This window comes from Acinetobacter sp. UBA3132 (assembly GCF_002364825.1).
Lineage (GTDB): Bacteria > Pseudomonadota > Gammaproteobacteria > Pseudomonadales > Moraxellaceae > Acinetobacter > Acinetobacter schindleri.
In genome coordinates this window covers 1-11,728 of record NZ_DEZM01000193.1, presented here as the reverse complement: position 1 = coordinate 11,728, position 11,728 = coordinate 1, and the positions used below count along the sequence as shown (strand labels likewise).

At 41.8% G+C, this 11,728-nt stretch carries 10 protein-coding genes and 1 pseudogene; 9 read left to right on the top strand and 2 right to left on the bottom strand.

Translation table 11 applies throughout. From position 1 onward, the window contains the following. Positions 1-122: 122 nt before the first annotated feature. Positions 123-1,580, bottom strand: coding sequence for an inorganic triphosphatase (locus B4033_RS10575; RefSeq protein WP_286833783.1), 1,458 nt, complete (start codon positions 1,578-1,580; stop codon positions 123-125). A 334-nt stretch (positions 1,581-1,914) separates the two neighbouring features. Here B4033_RS10575 and B4033_RS10570 point away from each other — a divergent pair, with 334 nt between their 5' ends. From B4033_RS10570 to B4033_RS10555, 4 genes are all read left to right on the top strand, one after another. After that, the gene (locus B4033_RS10570; RefSeq protein WP_286833777.1) at positions 1,915-2,298 is read left to right on the top strand and encodes a DUF962 domain-containing protein; all 384 of its coding nucleotides are present in this window, start codon (positions 1,915-1,917) and stop codon (positions 2,296-2,298) included. 495 nt (positions 2,299-2,793) lie between these two features. Continuing rightward, on the top strand, positions 2,794-3,414 hold the full coding sequence (thiE, locus tag B4033_RS10565; RefSeq protein WP_048882083.1) for a thiamine phosphate synthase: 621 nt from the start codon (positions 2,794-2,796) through the stop codon (positions 3,412-3,414). A 42-nt stretch (positions 3,415-3,456) separates the two neighbouring features. Beyond that, entirely contained in the window at positions 3,457-4,758 is a 1,302-nt protein-coding gene (gene hemL, locus B4033_RS10560) for a glutamate-1-semialdehyde 2,1-aminomutase (RefSeq protein WP_286833771.1), read from the top strand. Between the two features lie 127 nt (positions 4,759-4,885). Next, a complete protein-coding gene (locus B4033_RS10555) occupies positions 4,886-5,302 on the top strand; it encodes a GlcG/HbpS family heme-binding protein (RefSeq protein WP_048882085.1) in 417 nt (138 codons plus the stop codon). A 167-nt stretch (positions 5,303-5,469) separates the two neighbouring features. Here the strand turns inward: B4033_RS10555 and B4033_RS10550 are convergent, their stop codons facing one another. Further along, the gene (locus B4033_RS10550; RefSeq protein ID WP_004812396.1) at positions 5,470-5,667 is read right to left on the bottom strand and encodes a hypothetical protein; all 198 of its coding nucleotides are present in this window, start codon (positions 5,665-5,667) and stop codon (positions 5,470-5,472) included. Positions 5,668-5,947: 280 nt separating this feature from the next. Between B4033_RS10550 and B4033_RS10545 the strand changes: the two are divergent. From B4033_RS10545 to B4033_RS10525, 5 genes and pseudogenes are all read left to right on the top strand, one after another. Beyond that, positions 5,948-6,658, top strand: a pseudogene (locus B4033_RS10545) (phosphopantetheine-binding protein). 130 nt (positions 6,659-6,788) lie between these two features. Further along, positions 6,789-7,433, top strand: coding sequence for an RluA family pseudouridine synthase (locus tag B4033_RS10540; protein WP_005221683.1), 645 nt, complete (start codon positions 6,789-6,791; stop codon positions 7,431-7,433). 142 nt (positions 7,434-7,575) lie between these two features. Then, entirely contained in the window at positions 7,576-10,413 is a 2,838-nt protein-coding gene (rapA, locus tag B4033_RS10535; protein WP_286833767.1) for an RNA polymerase-associated protein RapA, read from the top strand. Between the two features lie 211 nt (positions 10,414-10,624). After that, on the top strand, positions 10,625-10,891 hold the full coding sequence (locus tag B4033_RS10530) for a PAAR domain-containing protein (RefSeq protein ID WP_076753388.1): 267 nt from the start codon (positions 10,625-10,627) through the stop codon (positions 10,889-10,891). A 124-nt stretch (positions 10,892-11,015) separates the two neighbouring features. After that, positions 11,016-11,728, top strand: a 713-nt coding sequence (locus B4033_RS10525) for an alpha/beta fold hydrolase (RefSeq protein ID WP_286833790.1), incomplete at its 3' end; no start/stop codon positions are given.

The window sequence follows — 11,728 nt, the reverse complement described above, 5'->3', positions numbered from 1 at the left end:
AGTGAATATAGCCCAAAGCGTTTGGAAAAGATAAGCTGCAAATGCAACAAAAAAGCACCTCTGCGACTGAAGTGCTTTAGGATGGATTTTCTACAACTGCAATAAAACTTGATAAAGCGACTTTATTTTAAAAACTTGCGGCTTATCAGAAACTGTTCTGTGGCCTCTAGCAGTTTTTGTGCATAAACTTCCTGCTTTGCAGTCAGCCAGCCCAGGACAAACCAGTCACTGGCTTCAAGCTCAGTCTGCTGAATATAGACTGCTGAGGAGGCTAGAGTCTGGTATTCAGCTGCTGCCAGCTGCGCATCATTTAGCGCCTTACTGTATTTCTGTAGATTTTTCACATCATAAATTGAAGTCAGAATTGGAAAGCTGAACTTCAGTTCCTGAATACGCACCGCAAGTAGATCTAGTTGTTCAAAATCATGAATTTCAGTCTGGTTCATCTGCTCTTGTAAAGCTTTATATTGCTGTTGCAAAGTTGCCTGTGCTACGGTTTTTAAATCCTGTGTGCTTTTGACATCTTCTTTCAGGCTAAAGATCAGCAGTTCCAGATAGTGATGCACATTCTGTGTCGACTTCACCAGATTACCCAGTTTTTCCTTGGCATATAGAATATCTTTACTCAGGTTTTCTGCAGTAGTCGGATTCTGTAAAAAGGCGGCTAATGTGCTTTGCATATGCTGTAAATGCTGCAAGTGTTCAAACTGCTTCTTAAAAGCTTCCAGCTGATGTGCCCATTTGTCTGAAATGCCAGAATGCCAGTTTTTAAATAACAGAACACTTAGATACAAATGCTCTAGCGCTTGCTGAGCCTGATCGATATGATCCTGCTCTGCGACCTGCGCTGAAATTGCTGCGATATTAGGCAGTAAATGCTGCATCTGCTGGGCGATCAGACTACATAAAGCTTTGGCTGCACTATCTTTTTTGCTGAGCTGGAATTCTTTAGCTGGTACCGCTGGGCTAACTTTTTGCTGCGTTGCAAGCAGGTTACCGATTTCTGCTTTGCTGCGCACATCGAGCCATAGCTGATATTTCTTAACCCATTCAAAGCTAAATGCCAGCAATTGTTCAACTGAACCACTTTTTAGTTCGAATTCGACTTCATGGACTTCCTGTTCGGCATCTAGAGTACGGATCGCACCGATATCGAGGGCAACTTCAATTCCAGTGCCTTCATATTCAATGACACGCAAGGTACGGGTAATATTTGTTTCAAACTGTAGCTTGAGCTGGCTGATCTGATCACCCAGTGCGTTATTTAAAATTTGTTGCGCTTCTGGTGCAGTGGCATAAATATTTAGATCCAGTTCAGGTGCCCGTTCCAGTTCACCCAGGTCATGATTATGTTCAAAACGTTCAATATGGCTTTTACCGGCTGCTTTTAAGGTTTGTACCCAACGAGTGCCTTCCAGACGCTGACGCAGGGCTACGCCACTTTTTGAAAGCAGACGGTCTTCGGTGTCATAGTATTTAGCTTGCAGTTGAATCTGTTCGGACTTCTTCGGATCAAGTGCCTTTAACAGCGCAGTGCGGCGTGCTGCAGGAATCTGAAATTTAAGTTCAACTTCAACCATGATAAATATCCTGTTTGTACTGTCTATAAAGGTGATAGACAGAGCTGATGGTGCTTTGTATATGCTGTGGATGTGAGCACATACACGCTGCAATCATGTTTTTAATTTTTAAGTCGAAGATTGTAACTAAAATCATTTTTTTAGTAAGACTTGACCAGGCTAAAAAAATCATGAACCTGTTTAAATTGATAGAATTTATTCATATCTAAGCAGTTGAAAGCATGCTAGATTCGAGGAAAATTAAACATAGCTGAGAAAGCCCACTGCATGAAATCGCACTTTTAAATGTTTAAATAATGCGCTAATGTGAAATTAAAAATATCAGGATGATGCCATGAATGCACAAGTAGAACCTAAAGCGAATCTGACGCTAGCAGTTAGCCAGCCAATGCCGATCCGTGATTATCATGAATTTTATCGATTTTATCTGACTGAACACCGCAATATCATGAGTCGCCGTCTGCATGTGGCAGGAAGCAGTATCGGGCTATATTTCTTTGGCAAGGCGATCATGCAGCGCAAACCTAAATATTTTCTCTATGGATTGGCATCGGGTTATGCTTGTGCCTGGATCGGACATTTTATTTTTGAGAAAAACAAGCCCGCTAGCTTTAAGCAGCCACTATATAGTTTTGTCTCGGATTGGCGTATGTTTGCTGATGTATTGCGTGGCAATATCAGCCTGATTAGTCGTGATCAGGACAAGATTCCAAGTTAGAGCTGGTTAAAAAATAAAAAAATGTATTGATAGGTCATCAAAATTACAGGAAAACGCTTGCAAGCTTAGAGTTAATGTTCTAATAATTAAGGCGTTGTTTCATGGTAATCTTTTACCAAAAGATACAGCGAAAGAATTACACAGTTTTCCATGCCTGGAGTGACCTTCTCCGGGCTTTTTTTATGGCCAACATCCGGCAAGGTAAAATTATTACCTGACATTCTGCAATGTTCCTACAAATTGGGTGCATAAAAATCAGGGTATCAAATGAGTGATTCATAACTGATGATTATTTTTATGTGATTTATTTAAGTCAAATAGCAGATATAAATTATCCCTGAAATTATTAATTTTCCACATTAAATGAACTGGTTATTTTGATACTGCATTCCTTGTATTTATTTACTGAAAATATGTCGTTATATAAGTTTGCATGGTGTCATCATGCTCCTGGTTATGCCTATAATAGCTGATGTATTTTGAATGGCGGCAGTCATGCGCGGTTTATATTTAATTACCAATGATGATCCAATTGAACTTCTTCTTGCGAAACTTGAAGGTGCGATGGCAACTTATGAAGTTGCAGTACTTCAGTATCGTCGTAAAAAAGTGGCGAAAGAAAATCAGGCTTATGAAATCGAATATATGAAACAAATGTGTGAACAATATAAAGTTCCATTTGTGATTAATGATGATTTAGAAACTGCGGTAAAATATGGCGTAGGTGTGCATTTGGGGCAGGGTGATGGTTCCATTCAGGAAGCTGTTGAACGGTTACCTAAAAATGTTTTGATTGGTCGTAGTTGCAACAACTCACTTGAGCTGGCTGAGCAAGCCATTGCAGATGGTGCAAATTATGTGGCATTTGGCGCGATCTATGCCACTGATAGCAAACCTGAAGCGGGCAATATTGGCTTGGAAACCTTAAAACTGGCCAAGCAAAAATTAAATGTACCCATCTGTGCAATTGGTGGCTTAACTGTTGAAAACTCGAAAGAGGTGATTGGGGCAGGTGCGGATCTTTGTGCGGTTATTAGCGATGTTTTAGGTCGTTCAATGTCTACTGTCGGTCAACGTGTGTATGACTGGTCAGAACTATTTGCTGAACAAGCTTAATTTTTTATTTCTTATCTTATTTTTTTGAGTTGAGTGATTTTCATGAGTTTATCTCCAAAGCAAGAACAACTATTTAAACAAGCCAATAAACATATTCCAGGTGGCGTAAACTCACCTGTACGTGCTTTTAACGGCGTAGGCGGTACGCCAGTCTTTATCGAGAAAGCACAAGGTGCTTATCTATACGATGTCGATGGTAAACGTTATGTGGACTATGTCGGTTCATGGGGCCCGATGATTTTGGGTCATGCGCATCCAGCTATTATTAAAGCTGTTCAGGATGCTGCGGTAGATGGCTTAAGCTTTGGTGCACCGACGGTTCATGAAACGACTTTGGCGGATATCATTTGCGATATCATGCCATCAATTGAACTGGTTCGTATGACCAACTCAGGTACTGAAGCAACGATGACTGCGATCCGTCTGGCACGTGGTTATACTGGCCGTGACAAGATCGTGAAGTTTGAAGGTTGTTACCACGGTCACTCGGATTCCTTACTGGTAAAAGCAGGTTCAGGGCTTTTGACCAAAGGCGAGGGCGAAGCGACTTCTGCGGGCGTACCAGCGGACTTTGCAAAACATACCTTAACACTTCCATACAATGACATCGCTACCTTAAAAGAATGCTTTGCCAAGTTCGGTTCTGAAATTGCGGGTGTGATTGTTGAACCTGTGGCAGGTAACATGAACCTGGTGAAACCGATTGACGGTTTCTTGCAAGCCATTCGTGATGTATGTGATGAGCATGGTTCAGTTTTCATTATTGATGAAGTGATGACAGGTTTCCGTGTGGGTCTTGGTGGCGCGCAAGCACATTATGGCGTAACTCCTGACTTAACCACTTTAGGTAAAATCATCGGTGCAGGTCTGCCAGTGGGTGCATTCGGAGGTAAACGTGAAGTGATGGAATGCATTGCACCTTTAGGTAAGGTATATCAAGCGGGGACATTGTCAGGGAATCCGCTGGCGATGCGTGCTGGCATTGAGATGTTTAAACATCTGCGTCAAGAAGGTTTCTATGAGAAATTAACTGCGCAACTTGAGAAACTGCTGGTTGGTTTACAAGCTGCTGCGGATGAAACTGGTATTCCATTCAAGACCCAACAAGTCGGTGGTATGTTTGGCCTGTACTTCACGGATCAAGAAGACATCACCAGCTTTGATTCAATGCTAAAATGTGATGTTGAAGCCTTCAAAAAATTCTTCCATGGCATGTTAAGTCGTGGTGTGAACCTGGCTCCATCTGCATTTGAAGCAGGATTTATTTCAGCTGCGCATAGTGATGAAGATATTGAGTTTACAATCCAAGCGGCTAAAGAAACTTTTGCTGAAATGAAAGGGTAATTCGACCTCTCCCTAACCCTCTCCTAAAAGGAGAGGGAACATAAGCCCGAATTCCTTCGGGCTTATTTTATTCTTTTAATTAGATCGCAAAGATTTGAAATTGATAAATTAGAAATTGGATAGTTGAATGAAAACCAAACATTATCTGACCTTAAGCGATGCTGAGTTTTTGTTAAATCAGGCCTATGAATATGCACTAGAAAATGGCTTTAATGTCAGTATTGCTGTCGTTGATGAAACTGGCAATTTGCTGGCAATGAAGCGTATGGATGGTGCATCACCTATGACAGCAAACCTGTGTCTGGAAAAAGCACGTTGTTCTGCAATCAGTCGCCGTCCGTCCAAGCTGTTTGAAGATATTATCAAAGGTGGGCAAATGGGCTTTCTGACCATGGATACTTTCTCAGGTATGCTGGAAGGTGGTGAGCCGATTCTGTATCAAGGGCAGTTAGTGGGTGCAATCGGTGTATCTGGTGTGAAGTCGTTTGAAGATGCGGAGATTGCTCAGGTAGCAATTGAGAAGTTTTTAGCACAGCTGAGTTAATTCAAAATAGAAATTGATTAACTCAATTCAATAAATTGTTCCAAAATGAAGCGTGAAATATCAAATAAAAGCCCAATCGGTAATGAGGGGGCTTTTCTATATAAAATAAAAATCGTATTTCATGTCACGTTTATTATATTTTCTCCAATTTTAGAAAAAGTTTAAATTTACCTTTCGAATATTTGGCCTATTTCTAGTCTAGTGTAACCACGTTCTTTAAAGATCAAAACAATAGCTTGTCTATAATCTTCAGAAGTAGAAGTTCTATATTTATTAATTAATTGCTGCTCAGAATTAAGCTGGAGGTCATTTTTTATCGTCAATACTTCTGTAGAGACTTTATTAAAAATCTTGAAATTCAACATACAGGCGCTCTTTATCATTATTGTAGCGGCCCGACTACAACACACACCTGCCTTAGCTTAGTTAGACACCCTTAGTGACAAGGATTACAAATTAAAAAAGAATCTGCAAGTTTTTCTAAAGATGGAGCATGAATAATTTACTAAATTTATGTCTATTTAATATAAGGGTATTATATGAAATTAGTTCAATAAATGTTTGTGCAATCAAAAATTTTTCAAATTGAGACTAGACTAAAATATCATGAATCCTCATGCCATTTTGTATTTATAAGAGTCTACTATGCTGTACCCAATGCCTAAAAAAATCCAGTTTGCACCTTCCCAAGCCAAATGGCAGCTGTCCTCAACACAATCTGTTCTAGTTCTTGTAGGCTTACAAAATCTACGCATGATGCAGGGGATTCAAGACAGTGTGCTTATGCAAAACCTGATTCAAATCAGCAACAAAGCCAAAGCACTCGATATTCCCATTGTTGACCTGTACGGTGATGATCTGATTCAAGGTATGCAGCAACTCGGTGAATATGCCTCAACCCATCCACAGTTAATCTTTGCAGGCACAATCACCTCAATGTTGAAACAAATCCTGCCACATTTACAAAGTGTGACTGAGCAAATTTGCGTGATTGATGATGCGATCCTATTGTCAAATCAAGAACAGCACATTCAGTGGATCGATAATATTTCTGCACAAGGCTTGCATCATATGAATAGTTATAGCTTGACCCGATTATGGAATCTGAGTGCGCCAGCAGAATATGTGTTGTCGAGCAAAGGTATTATGTTAGCAGTAGCAGAACAGCTGGATATGGATGTACTAGATATTGATCCACATGTAGATTTAAGACAATGCGGACTGGACTCGATCGCTGTGGTAAGCCTGGTTGGTGTGTAGCGCGCTAATGGTGCAAATGTCCGTTATGAAGATGTTTATGAATATCCTTCACTAGAAGAACTGGTGAGTTTTGTTCTGCAATCAGCACGCAGATAAGCACGAATTGGGCAATTTTCTTAATATAATCGGAAATTTCATCGGCAATTACAGAAAACGACATTGTAATTCTGTGCCAAGCTTTCTATCATTGCCGCCTTGTTTTGCGCGATCAGCCAGGGATTGAACTTTGAGCAATTTTCTAACCGAACATCTGATTCATCGTGATGACGATTTTATGGTCATTCATAAACCAGCAGGTTTACTCACAGTACCCGGTAAAACAGAAGATTTGCAAGATTGCCTGATTAACAGATTAGTAGAATTAGAACCAAAAACACTGCTTATTCATCGTCTCGATCGGGACACTTCAGGAATTCTGGTCTTTGCCTTAAGCCGTGAAGGACAAAAATCTATTTCGCGCCAGTTTCAGGAACGCCAAACCGATAAAACCTATCAAGCTATTGTAGCCGGAACATTAGACGGTGAAGGTACTGTCGATATACCGGTGATCTATGATCCAAGCCGTCCACCATTACATGTTGCTGAACCAAATCATAATAAGCCCGCATTGACCCACTGGCAGGCAGTCGAGCATTTTGAAATTCAGGGACAGCCCGTTACTCGCGTCAAACTGACACCCATTACCGGCCGTTCACATCAGCTCCGTGTACACATGCAGTATCTCGGTCATCCAATTATTGGCGATACTTTATATGCTACAGTGCAACAGCAACAGTTGATGCCACGCCTGTGTCTGCATGCAGAACAGCTCAGTTTTATTCATCCTAAAAATGCAGAAAAAGTCGAGTTTTATTGCCCTGCACCATTCTAGGAAATACTTGTTTAATCGTCGTTATTGATGCCCACTTTTGGTGGGCTTTGTGTCAAAATATATTGCTTGAAGGTGTGAAATTTTGCTCAAATGATGTGTTATTTTTGAGCATAATCTTTACAGTCTTGTACTTAAGATAAAGGTGGAAAAATTGCAGCAGTTTGCTATTGGTCAACGTTGGTTATCAGATACTGAAACAGAACTCGGTCTGGGGGTTCTCATTGATGTTGATGAGCGATCGGTCAGCATTTTATTCCCGAAAAGCGACGAAACCCGTGTCTATGCACGTAGCAATGCGCCTTTGTCTCGTATCATTTTTAATGTAAATGATGAACTGCAAGACCAGGAAGGCAATACCTGGACGGTTGAATCTTTTGAAGATCGCAACGGCGTGGTGCGTTATCAGGTTTCACGTACTTTAAGTGATGGTACTGAAGAACGTAAAGCTCTGAATGAAACCCGTATTGGTGCAACCATTCAGTTGTCTAAGCCATTAGACCGTTTGTTGGCTAGCCAGATCGATTATAAAGAATGGTATGATCTACGCATTGAAGCCATGCTCATGCAAGCCAATATGCAAAGCAGCCCGTTACGTGGTCTGGTTGGCTCACGTGTAGGACTGATTCCGCATCAGCTGTATATCGCACACGAAGTCGGTAAACGTTTTGCACCACGTGTATTGCTGGCGGATGAAGTAGGTCTGGGTAAAACCATTGAAGCCGGTTTGATCATTCACCAACAGCTAAAAACCGGCCGTTCTGAACGTATTCTGATTCTGGTACCAGATTCACTGCAATATCAGTGGATGATTGAAATGCGCCGTCGTTTCAATCTGGAATTCTCACTATTTGATTTAACTCGTACTGCATCGATCAAAGAACACGATCCTGATCTGAACCCATTCCTGACTGAACAGCGCATTATTGCTTCTATTGACCTGATGATTGACCACGAAGACCTGCGTGAGCAGGCGCTTGAAGCTGGTTTCGATCTTCTTGTTATCGATGAAGCGCATCATTTGATGTGGAGTGAAGAAGAGGGAGGTAACGACCGTTACGATCTGGTTGAAGAACTATCTGAAAAAACACCAGGTGTATTATTGTTAACGGCAACACCTGAACAGCTGGGTGTGGAATCGCACTTTGCGCGTTTACGTTTGCTGGATCCACAACGTTTCAGTTCATTAGACCGTTTCCTGGATGAGGAAGCACAATATCAGCAGACTGCAAAAATTGCGGAAGTGCTAATGTCAGATATGTCACTTGAAGAAGGGCATCTGGCAGCACTTGAAGGTCTGCTTGGTCATCGTATTGAAGATAACCCTGAGCAACGTTTCCGTGCGATTCACGAACTGCTGGACCGCCATGGAACAGGTCGTATCCTGTTCCGTAATACCCGTGAAGCCATTCAGGGCTTCCCAGGGCGTGACTGCCAGCCAGCACCATTACCAGCACCTGAAAACTGGTCTAAAGATGGCAAGCTACGTGAGCAAATGTGGCCAGAAGAATCACAGCTTGATGGTTCCTGGATGGAATCAGACCCACGAGTAATGTGGTTGATGGAAAAACTCCGCACTGATCTCAAACACAAAAAAGTGCTTTTGATTGCGCGTAGTGGTCCAGTAGTAGAAGCACTGGAAAATGTGCTACGTCTTCATGCTGGTATCCGTACTGCGATGTTCCATGAAGGCATGAGCCTGCTGGAACGTGACCAGGCAGCAGCTTATTTCGCTGAAGAGTCTTATGGCGCGCAGATTTTGCTGTGTTCAGAAATTGGTTCTGAAGGCCGTAACTTCCAGTTTGCTTCTGACCTGATCCTATTTGACTTGCCAGCAAATCCAGATGTGCTTGAGCAGCGTATCGGTCGTCTGGATCGTATCGGTCAGGAAAATCGTATCCAGATCCATGTACCTTATCTGGTCGGTACTGCACAAGAGCGTATGTTCCGCTGGTATAACGAAGCACTAAATATTTTCAGTAATATTTCGCCAACTGCGCAAACACTGCAAGAAAACTTCATTATTGAATTAAAAGATTGTTTATTGGCAGATAAAGGTCAGGCTTTTGAAGACCTGCTAGAAGAAGTGACTGTACAACGTCAGGCGCTGGAAGCAGAACTGCAAGAAGGCCGTGACCGTCTGTTGGAATACAACTCTTGCCGTCCAATGGTGGCACAGGAAATCGTCACTGCCCTAGAAGATTATGACGATAATACGACTTTGCCAATGTTCATGAAGCGCTTTATGGCATCGACCAACATTGATTTTGATGAGCAAAGTAATGGTACTGTGATCATCAAGCCAACCGATCAAATGCAGGTGCAAGGTCTGACTCTGGATGAAGAGGGCATGACTGCAACCTTCTATCGTGATCAGGCACAAATCCGTGAAGATGCTCAATACTTGACGCTTGAACATCCATTCACTGAAAGTGTGATGGAAATGATCAATACGCAAGGTTTTGGTAGTACCAACGTTGCGGTGTTGAAGTCTGCCGCATTGCCACAAGGTTCAGTATTGCTTGAAGTCTGGTTTAAAGTGGATGTGGTGGCACCGAAAGCACTGAACTTGCCATCAAGCTTGCCACAACAATTGGTTCGGGTATTGCTGAGCGAAAAAGGTCAGGATCTGTCGCAAAAAATTGCACCACAAATCCTGAAGCCATACTTGCATCATCTGGATGGCAATAGCTGCCGTCAGGTCGTGAAAGCGCGTCGTGAAGTAATTGAAGCACGTTATCAACAGGCGCTGGAACTGGCTCGTGCTGCTTTGCCGCAATTCAAGCAACAAGCCAAAGAAGTGTATGGCAATAAATGGCAATATGAAATTGATCGCCTGACCTATTTGAAACAGTTCAACCCAAGTATCCGTGAAGATGAAATTTCTCGTCTGCAAAAACTGCAGAAAGAAGGTTTAAGCTTACTGGATGGTCTGTCTGTAACCCCAGAAGCAATTCAGGTGATGGTGGTGGTTAAACCATAACAATCATCTAAGAAAAGGCAGCCTTCGGGCTGTTTTTTTATGGCTATTTTTCTACAATAAATTTGGATGGCTATCATCAGGACTTATATGATTAAAACTATTTCATTTAGATAAGAATATTTGTTTGAAGATATAAGCTGTCAGTAAATGGTTGTTGTTAAAAATCATCTTCGGTTAAAATGGTAAAAAACCATAAAAAGAAATCAAAATAATGTCTCAGGCGTTTATTACTCTAGGCTCGCAAACTTCACATGGTGGTGTAGTTGCTGAAGCGGAAAATTCTATATTAATTCACGGAATCGCTGTGCATTTACAAGGCATGAAGCATTACTGTCCCAAGTGCAATAGTGTGGTAACCGCCATTGCTAAAAATCAATCCATAACTGTTTTAGGGCGGGCTGTGATTGTCGCAGGTGACAAAGCCAGTTGTGGTGCCCAGTTTCTGGCAAATCAGCATCTGACAGTTTCGCAAAAATAATCCAGCTGCTTTTATTCTTCATTCGGTGACTTCAAGGTCATGCTTAGGAAGAATATGTGCTCATTTTTAGTCATCTTTAAGGTTAAGCTTGCAGACATCATGGATTGAAAAACTATATAACCGCATGAAGCCAGCCTTACATTTTACCCACGCCAATGGCATCCCATCAGCGACCTATCGGAAGTTCCTGAACTGTTTTCAGGATGAATATACGGTTAAAAGTATTCCTTTGATCGGCATGAATCCAGATTATCCAATTACCACAGACTGGCGTTATTTGGTGGATGAGGTGATTGCCGATATTGAACAGCAATTTTCAGGAAAATCAGTGATTGGACTTGGACACTCTTTTGGTGGTTTAGTTACGATGATGGCGGCTTATAAAAAGCCAGCTTTATTTTCTAAGCTCATCATTATGGATCCGCCTTTTGTGATTGGGAAAAACAGTGCGTTATTTGAACTGGTAAAAAAGCTCAATTTAAAAAGTATTGATCGCTTTACTCCGGCAGGTATTACTTTAAAGCGTAAAGACCACTGGTCATCTCAGCTGGACGCGGTAGAGGCGCTGAGATCGAATCGTCTGTTTAAGCATTTTGATGAACAGTGTTTTCAGGACTATATCGACAGTGGAATTGTTGAAGATCAACAGCGCGGTGGTGTAACTTTAAAAATTCCAAAACAGGTTGAAGCAGAAATCTTTCGGACAGTTCCGGCCTGGTGGTGGCGTACCCCGCGTAAAGCACCGCAAGTTCCCATTCACCTCATCACTGCAGAACAGAGCCAGTTCTATCAACAGGGTCTACCGCAAGGCTTAAAGAAAATTTATCAAATTGATTA